Here is an 18,670-nt window from a genome sequence, read left to right on the forward strand (position 1 = left end):
CCCCGGGTCACCCGTGCAGGCGCGGCCCGCAGTGCGGCCAGGGGCTCGCGCCGCGGCGCACGTACAGCTTCTTCGCGCGGTACGTCTGCTCCGCGGCCGGGGCGTCCTGGGGGCGGCCGGAGCCGCCGAGGCTCTGCCAGGTCCCGGTGTCGAACTGGTAGAGGCCGCCGTAGGTGCCGGTGGCGTCGGTCGCGCCCGGGCGGCCGCCGGACTCGCAGGCGGCCAGCGAGGACCAGTTCAGGGAGTCGGCGCCGGCGACGGACGTGGGCATCGGCTTCGTGCCGACCCTGATCAGCTGGGTGCGCGGCTCGCGCACCACCTCGGCCTTGACGCGGCGCGGCTTCTGCTTGACGCCGTTGACGGTGCGCAGCGCGTACGTGACCCGCCGCATGCCGGGCTCGCCGGCCCGGGTGACGACCTCGGTGCCCTGGAACAGGGACGCGTCCCGGGTGCGTTCGGTGGCGAACGGGATGGACTCCTCGCGGGTCTCCTTCGTGCCGGTCACCCGCATCACCGTGATCGTCTGCCCGTCGCGCGGGAAGCTGTCGAGCGGGACGGACGTGGTGTCCTGGCCGCGCAGCGTGAGCCCGGCCTCGTCGACGGCCTCGCGCACGGTCGCGGCGTTCGTGCGCAGGGTGCGGCGGTGCCCGTCGGCCATGACCGTGACGCTGCGCTCGGTGCGCACGTCGAGCTCCAGGCCGTGCCGCTCGATGCGCTGGGAGCGGGACGTGGAGACGTAGGCGCCCTCGCCCCGCACCCCGAGCTGTCTGAGCGCCCCGTCGACGGTGCGGGCGGTCGTCCACACCTGGCGGCGGCGGCCGTCGAGGGTGAGGCGGACGGGTCGGCCGTAGCGGACGGCGACCTCGTCGCCGCTGGCCAGGGCGGCGTGCCGGCCGGGCGCCACGACGTCGTGGGCGCCGACGTCGACGCCCTCGTCGGCGAGGAGTTCGGTGACGTCGTCGGCGAAGGTGTGCAGAGTGCGTTCCTTGCCGTCGACGCTGAGGTGGATGGCCTTGTCGTTGGCGACGAACGCGGAGGTGCCGCCCGCGAGGAACGCGACGACGAGGGCCTGCGGCAGCAGCCGGCGCAGCGCCTCGGGCCGCTGCTCGGACTTCTTGCGGCGGGCGGCGCGGCGGGCGGCGGCCCGGCCGCCGGGCTCGGCGGGGCCGCCGCGGCGGTCCTGGACGGCGGGCGTCTGGCGCGGCAGCCGGGGTTCGGTGTCGGCCGCGGCGTGCTCGCGGACGGCGGTCGAGGCCTGCTCGTACGCGGGCCGGTACGTGTCGTGCGCGTCACCGGCGCTCTCGTACGGGCCCTGCGGGGAGGGCTCGTACGGTGCGCCTCCGGCGTACGGCCGGTACGTCCCGTACGTGTCCTCGTACGTGTCCTCGTACGTCTCGTACGGCGAATTGCTCACGACGACGCTCCAGGCGCTCCAGGGGTCCGGTCCCCGGGCGGGGGCGGATCGGGCGAGCAGAACCTAGCGGAGCGCCCGTCACTCTCCAAAGCAGCGCGACTACTCAGTGTCGCGACTCTGCCCGAAGGTGAGCGGGTTCGACCGTTATGGGTCAGTAACCAAAAGCGCGGGCCGTATTGGCCGAGACCGATGTCGCGAGGGCTTCCTCGGTGACGTCCTTGACCGCCGCCATGGCGCGCAGCGTGATCGGAATGAGATACGGGGCGTTAGGCCGACCGCGGTACGGGGCCGGGGTCAGGAAGGGCGCGTCGGTCTCCACGAGGACCAGTTCGAGCGGGGCGACGGCGAGGGCGTCGCGCAGCGGCTGGGCGTTCTTGAACGTGACGTTGCCCGCGAACGACATGAAGTAGCCGTTCTGTGCGCAGACTTGGGCCATCTCGGCGTCGCCGGAGTAGCAGTGGAAGACGGTGCGCTCGGGGGCGCCTTCCTCCTTCAGGACGCGTAGCACATCGCTGTGGGCCTCGCGGTCGTGGATGACCAGCGCCTTGCCGTGCCGCTTGGCGATCTCGATGTGGGCGCGGAAGGAGCGCTCCTGGGCGGCCTTGCCCTCGGGGCCGGTGCGGAAGTGGTCGAGGCCGGTCTCGCCGACGCCCTTGACGTGCGCCAGCGCGGCGAGCCGGTCGATCTCGGCGAGCGCCTCGTCGAGCCCGGCGTCGCCGAGCGGCTCGCGGGCGCCCTGCCGGGACCATCCGTCGGGGTCGCCGTGCACGATGCGGGGCGCCTCGTTCGGGTGCAGGGCGACGGTCGCGTGCACCTGCGGGTGGGCCTCGGCGGTCTCGGCCGCCCAGCGCGAGCCGGCGAGGTCGCAGCCCACCTGCACCACGGTCGTCACGCCCACCGACGCCGCCTTGGCGAGGCCCTCCTCGACGGTGCCCGCCTGCATGTCCAGGTGGGTGTGCGAGTCGGCGACCTCCACCGCGAGCGGTGCGGGCAGCGGCGGCGGGGTGACGTCCTTGGAACGCTCGGGGCTCATGACCCCGATCCTACGAAGCCGCGCTCACGCCTCCTTCTTGTGGTGGCCGAAGGGGTGCAGCAGGTCGGACAGGTGCCAGTGGTGGTGTCGCGGCTCCGGCCCGTCCGCGCCCTCGCCGGCCTCGGAGCCGGTGCGGGGCGTCGCGCGCCGCTGGTGGAAGGCCGCGAGGGCCGAGGAGACCGACGACACCTGCCCCGCCCGCATGATCCGCACGACGTTGCCGCCGCAGTTCAGGCAGGTGGGCCGGGTCAGGGGCGACGGCACGTGCTCACCGTCCGCCACGTACATCACGAACTCCGCACCGTCACCGTCGACGTGGTGCTCTATCTCGTACGACTGCTCCCAGCCGTGCCCGCACCGCATGCAGGCGAACGAATACGACTCGTGGGCGATGGATATCGCCGCGCTGCGATTCGGAAGCGGGGGCGCCTGCGCACCGGTGGCCGTCTTGGAGACCGCGAACTCGCTCATGCCAGCTCCTCTTGTCCGCTGGACAAGCGCTGCCCGGAGGCAGCGTGGGGACGGGTGCGTCCCTTCAACCAGTGGACGCCTCCGCCGGGCCGAGCGCAAAAGACCTGTCGACTGTTGGAGCCGATTTGGCATTTCCCTGTCGAAATGGCCGCGGCACCCGGTCTTCGCTTTGCTTTTCAGGTTAGTCCTTTACGCGCCTATGGGGTGCTCCGGGCCGCATTCTTTGCCGCCACCACCGCATCGAAGACCTCCCGCTTGGGTAGCCCGGCATCGGCGGCGACGGCGGCGATCGCCTCCTTGCGCCGCTCCCCCGCCTCCTCGCGCACCCGCACCCTGCGCACCAGCTCGTCGGGGGTGATGTTCTCGGCCGATTTCGCCGGGGCGCCCTCGACGACGACGGTGATCTCGCCCCGGACGCCCTCGGCGGCCCACTCGGCGAGTTCCGCCAGCGGCCCGCGCTTCACTTCCTCGTACGTCTTGGTCAGCTCCCGGCACACGGCGGCCCGGCGCGACGCGCCGAACGCCTCGGTCATCGCGGCGAGGGTGTCGTCCAGGCGGTGCGGGGCCTCGAAGTAGACGAGGGTGCGGCGCTCGTCCGCGACCTCCTTCAGACGGCTCAGGCGCTCGCCGGCCTTGCGCGGCAAAAACCCCTCGAAGCAGAACCGGTCGACGGGCAGCCCGGACAGCGCCAGCGCGGTGAGCACGGCGGACGGGCCCGGGACGGCGGTGACCCGGATGTCCTGCTCGACCGCGGCGGCGACCAGCCGGTACCCCGGGTCGGAGACGGACGGCATGCCGGCGTCGGTCACGAGCAGCACGCGCGCGCCGCCGGTCAGGGCCTCGACCAGCTCCGGGGTGCGGGCGGCCTCGTTGCCCTCGAAGTACGACACGACGCGCCCGCCGACGTGCACGCCGAGCGCCTGCGCGAGCCGCTTCATGCGCCGGGTGTCCTCGGCGGCGACGACATCGGCGACGGCCAGCTCCTGGGCGAGCCGGGGCGGCGCGTCGGAGATGGCGCCGATGGGCGTACCGGCGAGCACGAGCGTTCCGGCGGACTGGGGGGAATCAGGGCTTCCTGTCACGGATCCATCCTCGCAGGGACGCGTGTCCGGCCGAGTCGGGCCCGCACACGGGACTCGCACAGCGCGGTTCCCTACGATGGCGCGGTGACAAGTACCGCGTCGTCGTCCCACCCGACCCCGACCAGCGCCCCGCCCGAGCAGGCCCCCGCCGGGGAGCGGCAGCCGTCGTCGTGGCTGCGCGGCCTGCGCCGGTTCGGGTACCGGCCGCCGCAGGACAGAAGCGGTGACGTGGGCACGCGTCTCGTGCCGCCGTATCCCGCGCCGTCCTCGCGGCTGTGGGCGTCGTTCGGCCTGGGCCGGTTCACCGCCGAACAGGCGAACCGGATCCTCGGCTGGGCCGGCCCGCTGCTCGTCACGCTCGTCGCCGGTGTGCTGCGCTTCTGGAATCTCGGCAGCCCGAAGGCCGTGATATTCGACGAGACGTATTACGCCAAGGACGCGTGGGCGCTCATCCACCGCGGATACGAGGTGAATTGGGCCAAGAACGCCAATGACCTGATCCTGGAGAAGAACGGCCACGTCGCGATTCCGACGGACGCGTCGTATGTCGTGCATCCGCCGGTCGGCAAGTACGTCATCGGGATCGGCGAGTGGCTTTTCGGCTTCAACCCGTTCGGCTGGCGGTTCATGACGGCGGTCCTGGGGACGCTGTGCGTGCTCATGGTGTGCCGGATCGGGCGGCGGCTGTTCCGCTCCACGTTCCTCGGCTGCCTGGCCGGGGCGCTGCTCATGGTGGACGGCCTCGCGTTCGTGATGAGCCGCACCGCGCTGCTCGACTCGGTGCTCGTCTTCTTCGTCCTGGCGGCCTTCTGCTGCCTGGTCGTGGACCGGGACAGGGCCCGCGAGCGGCTGGCGGCGGCGCTCCCGGTCGACGAGCACGGCCTGGTCCGCCCCGACGCGCACATCGCGGACACGCTGCGGCTCGGGTGGCGCCCGTGGCGGCTGCTGGCGGGGCTATGCCTCGGCCTCGCGGCCGGCACGAAGTGGAACGGCTTCATCTATCTGGCCGCGTTCGCGCTCATGTCGGTCCTGTGGGACGTCGGTTCGCGGCGCGTGGCGGGGGCGCGGCGCCCGTACCTGGCGGTCCTGAAGCGGGACGTCCTGCCGGCCTTCGTGTCGACGGTGCCGGTCGCGGTCGGCACGTACGTGCTGTCGTGGCTGGGCTGGATCCTCTCCCCCTCCGACGGCACGGGCGGCTACTTCCGCAACTGGGCGGCGACCGCGGGCAAGGGCGGCCACTTCACGCTGCTGCCGGACTGGGTGCGCAGCCTGTGGCACTACGAGCACGAGGTCTGGGTCTTCAACACCAACCTCAGCTCCCCGCACACCTACCAGTCCAACCCGTGGAGCTGGATGGTCGACGGCCGCCCGGTCTCGTACTTCTACGAGTCCCCGTCGGCGGGCCGGGAGGGCTGCCCGGCGGACGCGGCCGACAAGTGCGCCCGCGAGGTGCTCGCCCTCGGCACCCCGCTGCTGTGGTGGGCGGCCTGTCTCGCGCTCCTGTTCGTCCTGTGGCGCTGGTTCTTCAAGCGCGACTGGCGGGCGGGCGCGATCGTCTGCGGCGTCGTGGCGGGCTATCTGCCCTGGTTCAACTACCAGGAGCGGACGATCTTCTACTTCTACGCGGTCGTCTTCGCGCCGTTCCTCTGCCTGGCGCTGGCGATGATGCTGGGCGCGATCGTCGGACGCCCCGGATCGTCCGAGCGGCGGCGGGTGGTCGGCGCGGCGGGCGCGGGTGTGCTGGTCCTGCTGATCACCTGGAACTTCGTCTACTTCTGGCCGATCTACACGGGCCACGCCATCCCGATCGACTCCTGGCGGTCGCGGATGTGGCTGGACACCTGGGTCTAGCCGGGCTCATCGACGGACCGGGGTGCATTCGGCCGGATTTGTGATCTCTCTTCGGACACCTTCGGGCACCATCTGGAAAACTCCCCTCACCCGGCGCTCCTGACATGCCTACAGTCCCTTCCGTCAACCTGGGGAGGGGCGCACATGCGCAAGGGGGCCAAGGTCGCCATCGTCGGCGGGGTGTTCGCCGTCATGGTGGGCGGTGCCGGATACGGGGCCTACAACATCGTCTCGGCGGTGTCGGGCGACGGCTCGTCACTGTCGGGGTCGAACGCGGAGCACCGCAGAACCGGTCCGCCGTCGGCCGGCGAGGTCAAGGAGGCGTCGGCGAAGTTCCTGGCGGCCTGGGCGAAGAACGACGCGGCGGGGGCGGCGTCGTACACGAACTACGCGAGCGCCGCGCGGACCGCGCTGGCCGGCTGGCACGACGAGGCGCACATCACGCGCACCGTCCTGACGGCGGGCACCCCGAGCGGCAGCAAGGTCCCGTTCAAGGTCAAGGCCACGGTCCGGTTCGGTGAGGCCAGTAGGACCCTCTCCTACGACTCGTCGCTGACGGTCGTGCGCGGCGACACCACCGGCCGGGCCCTGGTCCGCTGGCGGCCGTCCGTGCTGCACCCGGACCTGAAGGAGGGCGACGAGCTCGTCACGGGCGAGTCGGCGGTGCCGCCGATCGAGGCCGTGGACCGCGCCGGGACCGTCCTGACGGCGAAGAAGTACCCCTCGCTCGGGCCTGTCCTGGAGACGCTGCGCTCCCGGTACGGGGACGAGGCGGGCGGCTCGCCGGGCATCGAGACGTTCATCAGGCGTGAGGGCGCCGACGGCCCCACGACCGCGAAGACGCTGCTCACGCTCGCCAAGGGCAAGCCGGGCAGGCTGCAGACGACGATCAGCGCGAGCGCCCAGGCGGCGGCCGAGCAGTCGGTGACGAAGTTCTCCAAGTCGGCCATGGTGGCGGTCAGACCGTCCACGGGCGAGGTGCTCGCGGTCGCGAACCACGGGTACGGCGACTGGAACGCGGCGTTCGAGGCCAAGGTGGCCCCCGGCTCCACGATGAAGATCATCACCGCCGCGGCGCTCATCGACAACGGTGTCACGTCGATGAACCGGGCGGCGCCCTGCCCCGCCTCGAAGGTCGCGCTGAGCCAGACCTTCCACAACCTCACCGGCATGCCGCCCAACGAGGGCGCGACACTGGCCGACAGCTTCGCCCGCTCCTGCAACACCGCCTTCATCGGTCTCTCCGACGACCTCGGTCCGGACCGGTTCGCGGCCGAGGCGCAGAACCGGTTCGGCCTCGGCAAGGACTGGCAGACCGGGATCGTCTCGTACGACGGCTCCGTACCGGTCACCGAGGACTCGGACGGCCCGGCCGGGATGATCGGCCAGGGCAAGGTGACGATGAACCCGTTGAACATGGCGTCGGTGACGGCGACCGCGATCACCGGTGCGTTCCGGCAGCCGGTCCTCGTCGCGCCGAAGCTCGGCAACCGGCAACTGGCCACCGCCCAGGGCCTGCCGTCCTCGACCGTGGCCCAGCTGAAGCAGATGATGCGGCTGACCGCGACCTCGTCCATCGGCACCGCCACGCGCGCCATGTCCGGTCTCACGGGTGACTTCGGGGCGAAGACCGGGTCGGCGGAGGTCGACGGCCAGGCGGTGTCCAACTCCTGGTTCACCGGCTACCGCGGCGATGTCGCGGCCGCCGCGATGGTCGAGGGCGGCGGCCACGGCGGCGACGCGGCCGGCCCGATCGTGGCGTCCGTGTTGCGCGCCGGATCGTAACGAAACCGCAGGGCCCTGTACGGCGTTCTGTCCTACGACGAAAGCGACTTGGGGCACCCCGTAATCTGGGCCACCCGCAGAACCACCGGAGGACGACGTTGGGCACCAGAGGCAAGCGCAAGGCTCCCGCGCGCCAGAACAACCATGCCCTGGTGATCGGCGCGGCCGTCGTGGTCGCCGTCGTCGGGGCGGGCGTCGGCGCGTACGCCCTGATGGACAGCGGCAACGGGTCGTCGGCGTCGGCGGACGAGAAGCCGAAGGTGCCGTCGGGCCCGCCGTCCGCCGCCGAGGTGCGCACCGCGGCGGACCGGTTCCTCACGGCCTGGCAGTCCGGCTCCCCGGCGAAGGCGGCCGCGTACACGGACGATCCGGGCGCCGCGCAGGCCGCGCTCACCGCCCTGGCCGAGGACGCCCACCTCTCCGGCGTGAAGCTGGCCCCGGGCAAGCGGGCCGGCGCCAAGGTCCCCTTCCACGTCACGTCGACGGTCTCGTACGAGGAGAAGGGCGCCGACGCGAAGAAGCTCAGCAAGCCGTACGCGTACGACTCCTCGCTCACGGCGGTGCGCCGCAAGAGCGACGGGAAGGTCCTCGTCTCGTGGCAGCCGTCGGTCGTGCACCCGGAGTTGAAGGACGGGGACCGGCTCGTCACCGGTGAGGCGGGCGATCCGCCCGTCAAGGCGGTGGACCGCTCGGGCGGTGAGCTGACCGCGAAGAAGTACCCCTCGCTCGGCACGGTCATCGACGGGCTGCGCGAGAAGTACGGCAAGAAGGCGGGCGGCACGGCCGGCGTCGAACTGCGCATCGCGCGCAAGGAGTCCGCGAAGGGCGACGAGAAGAACGCGCTGCCCGACAAGACGCTGCTCACGCTCTCCGAGGGCACCCCGGGCACGGTGAGGACCACGATCAGCCCGGCCGTGCAGGCCGCCGCCGAGAAGCAGGTCGCCTCGAAGGAGCGGGCCTCGGTCGTGGTGATCCGGCCGTCGACCGGCGAGATCCTCGGCGTGGCCAACTCCAGCCCCGGCTTCAACACCGCGTTCCAGGGGTCCCTCGCGCCCGGCTCCACGATGAAGGTCATCACGTCGTCGCTGCTTCTGGAGAAGGGGCTCGCGGACGTGAACAAGGAGCACCCGTGCCCGAAGTACTTCACGTACGGGCACTGGAAGTTCCAGAACGACGACAAGTTCCAGATCAAGAACGGCACGTTCAAGGCGAGCTTCGCCGCGTCCTGCAACACGGCCTTCATCAGCCAGGCCCCGAAGCTGCAGGACGACTCGCTGACCAAGCAGGCGCAGCAGGTCTTCGGTCTCGGCCTCGACAACTGGGCGATCGGCGTGCCGAGTTTCGACGGCGCGGTGCCGGTGCAGTCGCAGGCGCAGATGGCGGCCTCGCTGATCGGGCAGGGCGGCGTGCGGATGAACCCGCTGAACATGGCGTCGGTCGCGGCGACCGTGAAGTCGGGCACCTTCCACCAGCCGTACCTGGTGTCGCCGGAGTTCGACCACCGCACGCTCGCGAAGGCGTCCCGGACGCTGTCCGGCAGGACGGTCGCGGATCTGCGGGAACTGATGCACTACACGGCGGTCGCGGGCACGGCGGTGAAGCCGATGTCCGGGCTCGGTTCCGACATGGGCGCGAAGACCGGCTCGGCGGAGGTCGACGGGCAGAAGGAGCCCAACGGCTGGTTCACGGCCTGGCGCGGCGATCTCGCTTCGGCGGCCGTGGTGCAGCAGGGCGGGCACGGCGGCGACTCGGCGGGCCCGATCGTCCGGGAGATGCTCCTCAACGGCGCAGGGTGACCCCGCAAACCAGTTCGCTTGGGCGGTACATCGACCGTTAGCGTGCCGCTCATGACGACAGACGAGAGCGCAGCACATCCCCGGTTCGCCGAGGCCGTCACCGAGCTCGGCCTGGCCGGACTCCTGCCGCGGGTACGCCGCTTCCCGGAGGCGACCCGCACCGCGCAGGAGGCGGCGGACGCGATCGGCTGCGAACTGAGCGCCATCTGCAAGTCGTTGATCTTCGCGGCGGACGGGGTGCCGGTGCTGGTCCTCATGGACGGCGCGTCCCGGGTGGACGTCGAGCTGGTCCGGCGGGAGCTGGGCGCCCAGAAGGTGACCCGCGCCAAGGCGGACGTGGTGCGGGAGTTCACCGGGTACGCGATCGGCGGTGTCCCACCCTTCGGCCACCTCACCCGGACCCGGGTGCTCGCGGACCGTTCGCTGCTCGGGCACGACATCGTGTGGGCGGCGGCGGGCACCCCGTACGCCGTCTTCCCGATGGCGCCCGAGGACCTCGCCGCGCAGGCGGGCGCCACGCTCGTGGACGTCCGGGAATGACCCCGATAGTCGCCGCGGCGGTCCTGCTCGCCGCCGTCACGCACGCGTCGTGGAACGCGCTGGCGCACCACATCCCCGACAAGCTCGTCGCCTTCACGCTCATCTCCGGCGGCGGCACCCTCATCGGGCTCGCCATCGCGCTGTTCTCGCCGGTCCCGGCGGCGGGCGCCTGGCCGTACCTGATCGCGTCGGCGGTCATCCACATCGGCTACTTCGTGCTGCTGATGACGTCGTTCAGGCTGGGCGACTTCGGCCAGGCCTATCCGATCGCACGGGGCACGGCGCCGCTCGTGGTGACCGTGCTCGCGGCGGTGTTCGCGGGCGAGGTGCCCGGCGGCTGGCAGGCGGCGGGCGTCGCGGTGTCCTGCGCGGGGCTCACCGGGCTCGCGGTGTGGGGGCTGCGCGGCTCGGGGCGCCGGCCCGACTGGCGGGCGCTCGGCGCGGCTCTCGCGACGGGGGTGTCCATCGCCGCGTACACGGTGGTGGACGGTCTCGGAGTGCGCGCCTCCGGGTCCGCGGCGGGGTACATCGCCTGGCTGATGGTCCTCCAAGGGCTCGTGGTGCCGGTGTTCGCGGCGTACCGCTGGCGCGGTGAACTGGTCACGAGGATCCGGCCGTTCGCCCCGCTCGGCCTGTTGGGCGCGGCTCTGTCCGTGTCGGCGTACGGGCTCGTGCTGTGGGCCCAGACCCGGGCGGACCTGGCCCCGATCTCCGCGCTGCGGGAGTCGTCGATCATCGTGGGGGCGGCGATCGGGGCGGTCTTCTTCAAGGAGCGGTTCGGCCTGCCGCGGATGGTCGCGGCGGCGGTGATGGTGGCCGGGATCGGGCTGATGCTGCACGCGGGCTGAGCGGTGTGCCCCCTACGGGGCGGTCCGCCTGAACCCGGTGTTGACCGCCGTGATCCCGCCGTCCACCGGCAGCACGGCCCCGGTCACCCAGGCCGCGTCCCGCGATGCCAGGAAGGCCACCGCCGCCGCGATGTCGGCCGGCTCCCCGACCCGGCCGAGCGGGTACAACTCCCGTACGGCGTCCGGGTTGCGGCCGCGCTCGGACCAGGCGCGGGTGCGCACGGTGCCGGGGGCGACGAGGTTGACGCGCACGCCGCGCGGGCCCGCGTGCCCCGCGAGGGTCCGGGTCAGTGAGATCAGGCCCGCCTTCGCGGCGCTGTAGGCGTGGTTGCCGAAGTCCTGGACGCCGTTGACGGAGCCGATGTTGACGACCGCCCCGCGGCCGGACGCGACGAGGTGCGGGAGGGCGGCCTTGCAGCAGCGGTAGGCGCCGGTGAGGGAGAGGTCCAGGTCACGGGCCCACGCCTCGTCGTCCTCGTCCTCGAAGAGGTCGGCGTCGGGATGGCAGGCGTAGGCGTTGTTGACGAGGACGTCGAGGCGGCCGAACTCCTCGACGGCGTGGGCCACGGCGGCCTCGACGGCGGCCCGGTCCCCCACGTCGCAGAAGAACGCCCGGGCGACGGCGCCCTGTTCGCGTATCTCCCCGGCCACCTTCTCGGCGGACGCCACGTCGATGTCGGTGATCAGGACGTGAGCTCCCTCCGCGGCGAGGCGGTGGGCCACGGCGGCGCCGATGCCGCGGCCCGCGCCCGTGATCAGTACTCCGTGTCCCTCGAAGCGGTTCATGCCGGGACGGTAGCCCGTCAGCCGGAGTTCAGCACCTGCCGTACCGCCTTCACCAGCGCCTGGGCGCGCGGATCGGCGGTGACGCCCTTGCGCATCCCGTTGGTCACGTACCCGAACGCGATGCCCGTCTCCGGGTCGGCGAAGCCGAGGGCGCCGCCGCGGCCCGGGTGGCCGAAGGAGTGCGGGGTCAGCAGCGGGGAGGCGATGCCGTGCAGCATGTAGCCGAGGCCGAAGCGGGAGGGAACGGCGAGGACGCGGTCGGGGCCCGACGAGGCCTCCGTGCGGGCCAGCCGGACCGTCTCCGGCGTGAACAGCCGTGTCCCGCCGTCCACTTCACCGGTCAGCGCGGCGTAGAAGCGGGCCAGGCCCTCGGCCGTGCCGAAGCCGTTCGAGCCCGGGAGCTCGGCGGCGCGGTAGCCCGGGTCGTTCTCGTCCGGCGACGGGCTGATCGAGTCGAAGGCGCGCCGGGTCAGGGACGCCGGGTCCGTGTACGCCTCGACGAGGGCCCGCTTGGGGCGCGAGCGCGGGCCGCCGGGCACGGCCGGGGCCTCGACGGGGCCGACCCGGCCGGCCCGGTGGGCCTGCGCCGCGGGCAGGCCGATCCACACGTCCGCGGCGGCCGGCCCGGCCAGTTCCTGCGCGACGTACGCGCCGAGGGAGCGTCCGGTGACCCGGCGCACGAGTTCGCCGGTGAGCCAGCTGTACGTCTGGGCGTGGTAGCCGTGCTCGGTGCCCGGGGCCCAGGCCGGGGTCTGCGCGGCGACGGCCGCGGCGCCGCGGTCCGGGTCGGCGGCCTCGGCCGGCGTCAGCGGCCGGTCCAGGGCGGGGACGCCCGCGCGGTGGGCGAGCACGTGCCGGACGAGCGCGGCCTCCTTGCCCCGTGCCTTGAACTCGGGCCAGTACGCGCCGACCGGCGCGTCCAGGTCGAGCTCCCCGCGCTGGTGGAGCAGGAGCAGCGCGGCGGCGGCCAGGCCCTTGGTGGCGGAGCGCATGATCTGGGCGGTGCCGGGCTGCCAGGCCTCGCCGCCGTCCACGTCGCGCGTCCCCGCGTACAGGTCGACGACCTTGTGGCCGTCCTGGTAGACGACGACGGCCGCGCCGCGCTCGCCGCCCTCCGCGAAATTGCGGGCGAAGGCGGGACGGACGCCTTCGAATCCGGGGGCGGTCGTGCCGTTCACTGCTGTATCCACGGTGAGTGCAACAGGCAACGATGCCGGTTGATTCCGCTCGTGTGCGGTGGGAGGCACCCTCAGCGCCCCCTCAGTGGCCCCTCAGCGGCCCAGGCGGCGGCTCCACCGCAGTTCGCCGTCGTGCACCTCGCCGGTCGGCGTGAGCCCGGCCGCCGCGGCCACGGCGGCGGACGCGTGGTGGTCGGGGTGGATGTGGGCGACGACCGAGCGCACGCCCTGCCGGTCCAGCAGGCCCACGAGGCCGCGGGCCGCCTCGACGGCGATGCCCCGGCCCTGCCACGGGGTGCCCACCACCCAGGCGATCTCGGCGACCTCAGCGGGCTCTGCGGCGGGGCGGCCGACCGTCGCCTGGACCGTGCCCGTCAGGCATCCGTCGGCCCGCAGCCGGATCACCCAGTTCAGCCAGGTGACGCCGGGGTCCGGGGAACCCGCGCTGAGGCGCTCGTAGCGGGCGCGCAGGGCGTCCGGGGTGTCCGGGGCGCCGCCGATGAACGTGTGGAGCGCCGGGTCGGACAGCACGGCGGCCATCTCCCGTGCGTGCGCCACGCGCAGCGGCAGCAGGTCGAGCCGGGCGGTGCTGACGGTCTCGGCCGCCGCCGGGCTCAACCCGACTTCCCCGCAACGGACTTCGGGTCGAAGCCGAACGGCAGCTCCAGGCGGTGCGCCCGCATCAGGTCCTCGTCCATGAGCAGCGCGCCGGTGCCGCCGTCCGCCGCGATGACGCCCTCGCTGAGGATCACCGCGCGCGGGCACAGTTCGAGGGCGTACGGCAGGTCGTGCGTGACCATGAGGACGGTGACGTCCAGCGACCGCAGGATGTCGGCCAGTTCACGGCGGGAGGCCGGGTCGAGGTTGGAGGAGGGCTCGTCCAGGACGAGGATCTCGGGCTCCATCGCCAGGACCGTCGCGACCGCCACCCGCCTGCGCTGGCCGAAGGAGAGGTGGTGCGGGGGCCGGTCCGCGTACTCCTCCATGCCGACCGACGCGAGCGCCTTGCGGACCCGGGCCTCCAGCTCGGGGCCCTTCATGCCCGCCGCGGCGGGGCCGAACGCGACGTCCTCGCGGACCGTCGGCATGAACAGCTGGTCGTCGGGGTCCTGGAAGACGATGCCGACCTTGCGCCGGATCTCGGCCATGTGCCGCTTGTCGACCGGCAGGCCCGCGACCGTGACGGTGCCCGCGCCGCCGGTCAGGATGCCGTTCAGGTGCAGGACGAGGGTCGTCTTGCCCGCGCCGTTCGGGCCGAGCAGGGCGACCCGCTCGCCCTTCCCGATCGTCAGGTCGACACCGAAGAGGGCCTGGTGCCCGTCGGGATAGGCGAAGGCCAGTCCGGAAACCTCTAGAGAAGCAGTCACAGCACCCATCCCAGCAGACACACCACGAGCGCGGCACACGGGAGGGCCAGCGCGTACGACCACTGGGCCCGCGACGCCGTCACCTCGTCGATCACCGGCATGGAACCCGCGTACCCCCGGCTGACCATCGCCAGATGCACGCGCTCACCGCGCTCGTAGGAGCGGATGAACAGCGCCCCCGCCGACTTGGCGAGGACTCCCCAGTGGCGTACGCCGCTGGCCTCGAAGCCGCGCGACTCCCGCGCGATCCTCATCCGCCGCATCTCGTCGGTGATGACGTCCCCGTAGCGGATCATGAACGAGGCGATCTGGACGAGGAGCGGGGGCAGCTTCAGGCGCTGGAGTCCGAGGAGCAGTTCCCGCAGCTCCGTCGTGGAGGCGAGGAGCACCGACGCGGCGACCCCGAGCGTGCCCTTGGCCAGCACGTTCCACGCGCCCCACAGACCGCTCTCGCTCAGCGAGAGGCCGAGCACCTGCACCCGCTCGCCCTCCGCGACGAACGGCATCAGCACGGCGAAGGCGACGAAGGGCACCTCGATCAGCAGCCGCTTGAGCAGGTACCCCGCGGGCACCCGCGCCAGGTACGCGACCGACGCGAGGAGCACGGCGTACAGCGCGAACGCCCACATCGCCTCACGCGGGGTGGAGACCACGACCACGACGAAACAGAAGACCGCGGCCAGTTTCGTGTGCGGCGGCAGGGCGTGCACGGGCGAGTGCCCGTGCCGGTAGAGCCGGTGCGCGTGTCCCGCGCCCATGTCAGACCGATTCCGGTGCGCGGACCTCGGTGGAGGCCGCGTCGCTCGTCCGCCGCCTGCGCAGCGCCCAGAAGATGCCGGATCCGGCGACGACGGTCACGCCGACGCCGATGATCCCGGCGAGGCCGCCGGAGAGGCGGGCGTCGGTGACGTCCTTGACGCCGTAGTCGGCGAGCGGCGAGTCGGCGGAGGCGTGCGCCTCGGTCTTCCGGTCGATGCCCTTGTCGTGGGCGACCTTCTCCAGGCCGTCGGGGCTGGCCGAGGCGTAGAAGGAGACGAACCCGGCGAGCACGAGGGACGTGACCAGGCCGGTGATCCAGATCTTGCGGTGCGAGCGGGCGGCGACCGGGGCCGGCTCGGCGGCCGGGGCGTCGACCAGCTCACCGCCGACCTTCAGCTTGAGGGGCTGCGTCAGGCCGCGCGCGCCGTGGACGAGGTCGGGCCGCACGGCGACGACCGCGCCGACGGTGAGCGCCGTGATCACGGCCTCGCCGATGCCGATCAGGACGTGCACGCCGATCATCGCGGTGGCGACCTTGCCGATGGAGACGTCGGTCGTGCCCCCGATGGCGTAGACCAGGGTGAAGACGACCGCGGCCGCCGGGACGGACAGCAGGGCGGCGACGAAGGACGCGACGGTGATCGAGCGGCGGCTGCGGGGCAGCACCTTCACCAGGCCGCGGAAGACGAGGTAGGCGACGACCGTGGTGGTGATCGCCATGTCCGTGATGTTCACGCCGAGCGCGGTCAGGCCGCCGTCCGCGAACAGCACGCCCTGCATCAGGAGCACCACGGACACACAGAGGACCCCTGTATAGGGGCCCACCAATATCGCGGCCAGCGCTCCGCCCAGGAGATGGCCGCTGGTGCCCGCCGCCACGGGGAAGTTGAGCATCTGGACGGCGAAGATGAACGCCGCGACCAGGCCGGCCAGCGGCGCGGTGCGCTCGTCGAGCTCGCGGCGCGCGCCGCGCAGGCTGACGGCGACGGCACCCGCGGCGACGACACCGGCGGCCGCCGACACGGGGGCGTTGATGAATCCGTCGGGTACATGCATGGCAGGGTTCTCCGGCGCTCGGGCAGTTGGTTAACCGTTCGATGATAGTGCTTTGTTGCGAACGGCTTGCAAGAGCGCCTCGGGTTCAATGACACCTGGTCCGTACAGACGGACATATGGGACATTGGATGACATGAGCCCCGCCGAGCAGTACGTGGAGCAGTACGCCCGCGCCCGCGTCGTCACCGATTCCCCCGACGCGGCCCGCGCCGTGCCGGTCGTGCTGCGCTACGACGGGCGGGTCCGCGTCACCCTTCCCGACTCCGGCGAGTGGATCTTTCCGCGCGACCTGCTGGAGCGCGGGCTGCGCGCCCCGGTGACAGGCGGCGACGTGCGGATCTGGCCGTGCGGGCGGGTGCAGGCGGTCATCGAGTTCCACGCCCACGGGCCCGAAGAGCCGAACGGGGTGACGGTCGTGCAGTTCGACGTGAAGGCGCTGATCCGCTTCCTGCGTCGTACGTACACGGCCGTCACCCCGGCGACGGTCACACCCTGATCAGGCGTTGACGAGCTCCCGGTCCTCCTCGGGGCGCCCGTCGGCCGAGGCCGCGTTGAGGCCCTCGCCCTCGACGTCCACGTTGGGCAGCGCGCGGTCCAGCCACTTCGGCAGCCACCAGGCCTTCTTGCCGAGCAGCGCCAGCACCGCGGGCACGATCGTCATGCGGACGACGAACGCGTCGAAGAAGACGGCGATCGCGAGGCCGAAGCCGATCATCTTCACCATCTGCTCGGAGCTTCCGATGAAGCCGGCGAACACCGCGATCATGATGATCGCCGCGGCCGTGACCACCCGGGCCCCGTGCCGGAAGCCGGTGACGATGGCCTGCGCCGGGCGCTCCCCGTGGACGTACGCCTCCCGCATCCGGGTCACGAGGAACACCTCGTAGTCCATCGCGAGGCCGAAGACCACGCCCACCATGAAGATCGGCATCATCGACATCACCGGGCCGGTCTGCTCGACGCCGAAGAGCGAGCCGAGCCAGCCCCACTGGTAGACGGCGACGACGGCGCCGAGCGCGGCGAGCACCGAGAGCAGGAAGCCGAGGGCCGCCTTGAGCGGGACGAGGACCGAGCGGAAGACGACCATCAGGAGCAGGAACGCCAGGCCGACGACGAGGGCCAGGTAGGGCACGAGCGCGTCGTTGAGCTTCTGCGAGACGTCGATGTTCATGGCCGTGGAGCCGGTGACCGCGAGCTCGGCGCCGGTGTCGGCCGTGATGTCCTGGCCCGCGTCGCGGATGGCGTGGACGACGTCCTCGGTCTCGACGGAGGACGGCTTGTACTTCGAGACGACGTTGATGATGGCGGTGTCGCCGGCCTTGTTGAAGGTGGCCGGGGTGACCGCGGCGACGCCGTCCGTGTCCTTGATCGTGGTGACGACCCGGTCGACGGCGGCCTTCGGGTCGTCCGCGCCCTTGGCGTCGACGACCGTCATGAGCGGGCCGTTGAAGCCCGGGCCGAAGCCCTCGGAGAGCAGGTCGTACGCCTTGCGCTGGGTGGTGTCGGTGGGCTGGACGCCGTCGTCGGGCAGGCCGAGCTCCAATGAGGCGACCGGGATCGCGATCGCGCCGAGACCGACGATGCCCGCGGCCAGGACCAGCACCGGCCGGCGCAGCACGAGGCGGGCCCAGCGGGTGCCCATGTTGACCTTGGGCTCCGCCTTCTCGGTGGAGTCGAGCGCCTTGCGGGCCTTGCGGCCGTGGACGCGCTTGCCCGCGTAGCCGAGCAGCGCCGGGATCAGGGTCAGCGCGATGAGGACCGCGATGGCGACGGTGCCGGCGGCGGCGACGCCCATCTTCGTCAGCATCGGGATGTTGACGACGGCGAGGCCGACCAGCGCGATGACGACGGTCAGACCGGCGAAGACGACGGCCGAGCCCGCGGTGCCGACCGCCCGTCCGGCGGCCTCCTCGCGCTCGCGGCCCTCGGCGAGCTCGGCGCGGTAGCGGGAGACGATGAACAGGGCGTAGTCGATGCCGACCGCGAGGCCGATCATCATCGCCAGGGTGGAGGTGGTGGTGCCCAGGTCGAGCGCGTTGGCGAGCGCCGTGATCGACGAGACGCCGATGCCGACGCCGATCAGCGCGGTCAGCAGCGGGAGCCCGGCCGCGAGCAGCGAGCCGAAGGTGACGACCAGGACGACGGCCGCGACCGCGATGCCGATGATCTCGGTGGCGCCGGTCTCCGGCATGGCCTGCAGCGCGTCACCGCCGACCTCGACGGTCAGGCCGGTCTTCTTGGCCTCGTCGATGACCTTCTGCAGCCCGTCCCGGTCGTCGTCGGTCAGCTCCATCGAGGAGACCTTGTACGAGGCCGAGGCGTAGGCGATCGTGCCGTCCTTGCTCACCGTCTTCGCGACGTACGGGTCGGCGACCGAGGCGACCTGCTTCGAGCTGGACTTGAGGGCGGCGACGGTGTCCTCGACGTCCGCCTTGTTCGCGGCGCCCGTGAGCTTCTCGCCCGCCGGGGCCTTGAAGACGACACGGGCGGTGGCGCCGTCCGCGGCCGAGCCGGGGAAGCGCTGGTCGAGCAGGTCGAAGGCCTTCTGGGCCTCGGTGCCCGGGATCGAGAAGGAGCTGGAGGCGGCGGTCGGCGCGGAGGCGGCGCCGACGCCCGCGAGCGTCAGCAGCGCCACCCATATGAGGGCGACGAAGTGCCGTCGGCGAAAGGCGAGCTTGCCGAGTTTGTAGAGGAACGTGGCCAC

At 72.3% G+C, this 18,670-nt stretch carries 17 protein-coding genes; 6 read left to right on the plus strand and 11 right to left on the minus strand.

Annotation, left to right across the window (positions count from 1 at the left end; all coding sequences use genetic code 11):
• Window positions 1–7: 7 nt before the first annotated feature.
• The 4 genes from ACQUQD_RS17305 to rsmI form a co-directional block, all read right to left on the minus strand.
• Complete coding sequence (locus ACQUQD_RS17305; RefSeq protein ID WP_428952989.1) at window positions 8–1,414, minus strand: ubiquitin-like domain-containing protein; 1,407 nt, start codon at window positions 1,412–1,414, stop codon at window positions 8–10.
• Between the two features lie 151 nt (window positions 1,415–1,565).
• Window positions 1,566–2,447 carry a TatD family hydrolase gene (locus ACQUQD_RS17310; protein ID WP_428952990.1) on the minus strand — a complete coding sequence of 294 codons (882 nt, stop codon included), beginning with the start codon at window positions 2,445–2,447 and terminating at the stop codon, window positions 1,566–1,568.
• A gap of 24 nt (window positions 2,448–2,471) precedes the next feature.
• Complete coding sequence (locus ACQUQD_RS17315; RefSeq protein WP_428952991.1) at window positions 2,472–2,918, minus strand: hypothetical protein; 447 nt, start codon at window positions 2,916–2,918, stop codon at window positions 2,472–2,474.
• A 197-nt stretch (window positions 2,919–3,115) separates the two neighbouring features.
• Complete coding sequence (rsmI, locus tag ACQUQD_RS17320) at window positions 3,116–4,000, minus strand: 16S rRNA (cytidine(1402)-2'-O)-methyltransferase (protein ID WP_428952992.1); 885 nt, start codon at window positions 3,998–4,000, stop codon at window positions 3,116–3,118.
• Window positions 4,001–4,084: 84 nt separating this feature from the next.
• Between rsmI and ACQUQD_RS17325 the strand changes: the two genes are divergently transcribed.
• From ACQUQD_RS17325 to ACQUQD_RS17345, 5 genes are all read left to right on the plus strand, one after another.
• Window positions 4,085–5,851 (plus strand): dolichyl-phosphate-mannose--protein mannosyltransferase, encoded by a 1,767-nt coding sequence (locus ACQUQD_RS17325; RefSeq protein ID WP_428952993.1) that lies wholly within the window; start codon window positions 4,085–4,087, stop codon window positions 5,849–5,851.
• A 144-nt stretch (window positions 5,852–5,995) separates the two neighbouring features.
• Complete coding sequence (locus ACQUQD_RS17330; RefSeq protein ID WP_428952994.1) at window positions 5,996–7,636, plus strand: penicillin-binding transpeptidase domain-containing protein; 1,641 nt, start codon at window positions 5,996–5,998, stop codon at window positions 7,634–7,636.
• Between the two features lie 98 nt (window positions 7,637–7,734).
• Complete coding sequence (locus ACQUQD_RS17335) at window positions 7,735–9,432, plus strand: penicillin-binding transpeptidase domain-containing protein (RefSeq protein ID WP_428952995.1); 1,698 nt, start codon at window positions 7,735–7,737, stop codon at window positions 9,430–9,432.
• A gap of 51 nt (window positions 9,433–9,483) precedes the next feature.
• Entirely contained in the window at window positions 9,484–9,972 is a 489-nt protein-coding gene (locus ACQUQD_RS17340; RefSeq protein WP_428952996.1) for a YbaK/EbsC family protein, read from the plus strand.
• Window positions 9,969–10,820 carry an EamA family transporter gene (locus tag ACQUQD_RS17345; RefSeq protein ID WP_428952997.1) on the plus strand — a complete coding sequence of 284 codons (852 nt, stop codon included), beginning with the start codon at window positions 9,969–9,971 and terminating at the stop codon, window positions 10,818–10,820. Before ACQUQD_RS17340 ends, ACQUQD_RS17345 begins: the two co-directional genes overlap by 4 nt.
• Window positions 10,821–10,832: 12 nt before the next feature.
• On the opposite strand, the gene ACQUQD_RS17350 is transcribed toward ACQUQD_RS17345, so the two are convergent.
• The 6 genes from ACQUQD_RS17350 to ACQUQD_RS17375 all read right to left on the minus strand — a co-directional run bounded on the left by ACQUQD_RS17350 (window position 10,833) and on the right by ACQUQD_RS17375 (window position 15,966).
• Window positions 10,833–11,606, minus strand: a complete 774-nt coding sequence (locus ACQUQD_RS17350) for an SDR family NAD(P)-dependent oxidoreductase (protein WP_428952998.1) — start codon at window positions 11,604–11,606, stop codon at window positions 10,833–10,835.
• 17 nt (window positions 11,607–11,623) lie between these two features.
• Window positions 11,624–12,784 carry a serine hydrolase domain-containing protein gene (locus ACQUQD_RS17355; RefSeq protein WP_428952999.1) on the minus strand — a complete coding sequence of 387 codons (1,161 nt, stop codon included), beginning with the start codon at window positions 12,782–12,784 and terminating at the stop codon, window positions 11,624–11,626.
• Between the two features lie 93 nt (window positions 12,785–12,877).
• Entirely contained in the window at window positions 12,878–13,402 is a 525-nt protein-coding gene (locus ACQUQD_RS17360; protein WP_428953000.1) for a GNAT family N-acetyltransferase, read from the minus strand.
• The gene (locus tag ACQUQD_RS17365) at window positions 13,399–14,160 is read right to left on the minus strand and encodes an energy-coupling factor ABC transporter ATP-binding protein (RefSeq protein WP_428953001.1); all 762 of its coding nucleotides are present in this window, start codon (window positions 14,158–14,160) and stop codon (window positions 13,399–13,401) included. Before ACQUQD_RS17365 ends, ACQUQD_RS17360 begins: the two co-directional genes overlap by 4 nt.
• Complete coding sequence (gene cbiQ / locus ACQUQD_RS17370; RefSeq protein ID WP_428953002.1) at window positions 14,148–14,909, minus strand: cobalt ECF transporter T component CbiQ; 762 nt, start codon at window positions 14,907–14,909, stop codon at window positions 14,148–14,150. Before cbiQ ends, ACQUQD_RS17365 begins: the two co-directional genes overlap by 13 nt.
• A 1-nt stretch (window position 14,910) precedes the next feature.
• Complete coding sequence (locus ACQUQD_RS17375; RefSeq protein ID WP_428953003.1) at window positions 14,911–15,966, minus strand: energy-coupling factor ABC transporter permease; 1,056 nt, start codon at window positions 15,964–15,966, stop codon at window positions 14,911–14,913.
• A 133-nt stretch (window positions 15,967–16,099) separates the two neighbouring features.
• On the opposite strand from ACQUQD_RS17375, the gene ACQUQD_RS17380 reads away from it, so the two are divergent.
• Complete coding sequence (locus ACQUQD_RS17380) at window positions 16,100–16,462, plus strand: SsgA family sporulation/cell division regulator (RefSeq protein ID WP_428953004.1); 363 nt, start codon at window positions 16,100–16,102, stop codon at window positions 16,460–16,462.
• Here the strand turns inward: ACQUQD_RS17380 and ACQUQD_RS17385 are convergent, their stop codons facing one another.
• Window positions 16,463–18,670: an MMPL family transporter gene (locus ACQUQD_RS17385; protein ID WP_428953005.1), complete on the minus strand. Its 2,208-nt coding sequence runs from the start codon at window positions 18,668–18,670 to the stop codon at window positions 16,463–16,465.

The organism is Streptomyces sp. cg35, from assembly GCF_050410835.1.
Lineage (GTDB): Bacteria > Actinomycetota > Actinomycetes > Streptomycetales > Streptomycetaceae > Streptomyces.

Excerpts from the sequence above, each read along its gene's own strand:
- ACQUQD_RS17365 (WP_428953001.1), bottom strand. The coding sequence starts at position 14,160 with ATGGGTGCTGTGACTGCTTCTCTAGAGGTTTCCGGACTGGCCTTCGCC.
- cbiQ (WP_428953002.1), bottom strand. The coding sequence starts at position 14,909 with ATGGGCGCGGGACACGCGCACCGGCTCTACCGGCACGGGCACTCGCCC.
- ACQUQD_RS17310 (WP_428952990.1), bottom strand. The coding sequence starts at position 2,447 with ATGAGCCCCGAGCGTTCCAAGGACGTCACCCCGCCGCCGCTGCCCGCA.
- ACQUQD_RS17350 (WP_428952998.1), bottom strand. The coding sequence starts at position 11,606 with ATGAACCGCTTCGAGGGACACGGAGTACTGATCACGGGCGCGGGCCGC.
- ACQUQD_RS17330 (WP_428952994.1), top strand. The coding sequence starts at position 5,996 with ATGCGCAAGGGGGCCAAGGTCGCCATCGTCGGCGGGGTGTTCGCCGTC.
- ACQUQD_RS17375 (WP_428953003.1), bottom strand. The coding sequence starts at position 15,966 with ATGCATGTACCCGACGGATTCATCAACGCCCCCGTGTCGGCGGCCGCC.
- ACQUQD_RS17380 (WP_428953004.1), top strand. The coding sequence starts at position 16,100 with ATGAGCCCCGCCGAGCAGTACGTGGAGCAGTACGCCCGCGCCCGCGTC.
- ACQUQD_RS17315 (WP_428952991.1), bottom strand. The coding sequence starts at position 2,918 with ATGAGCGAGTTCGCGGTCTCCAAGACGGCCACCGGTGCGCAGGCGCCC.
- ACQUQD_RS17340 (WP_428952996.1), top strand. The coding sequence starts at position 9,484 with ATGACGACAGACGAGAGCGCAGCACATCCCCGGTTCGCCGAGGCCGTC.
- ACQUQD_RS17345 (WP_428952997.1), top strand. The coding sequence starts at position 9,969 with ATGACCCCGATAGTCGCCGCGGCGGTCCTGCTCGCCGCCGTCACGCAC.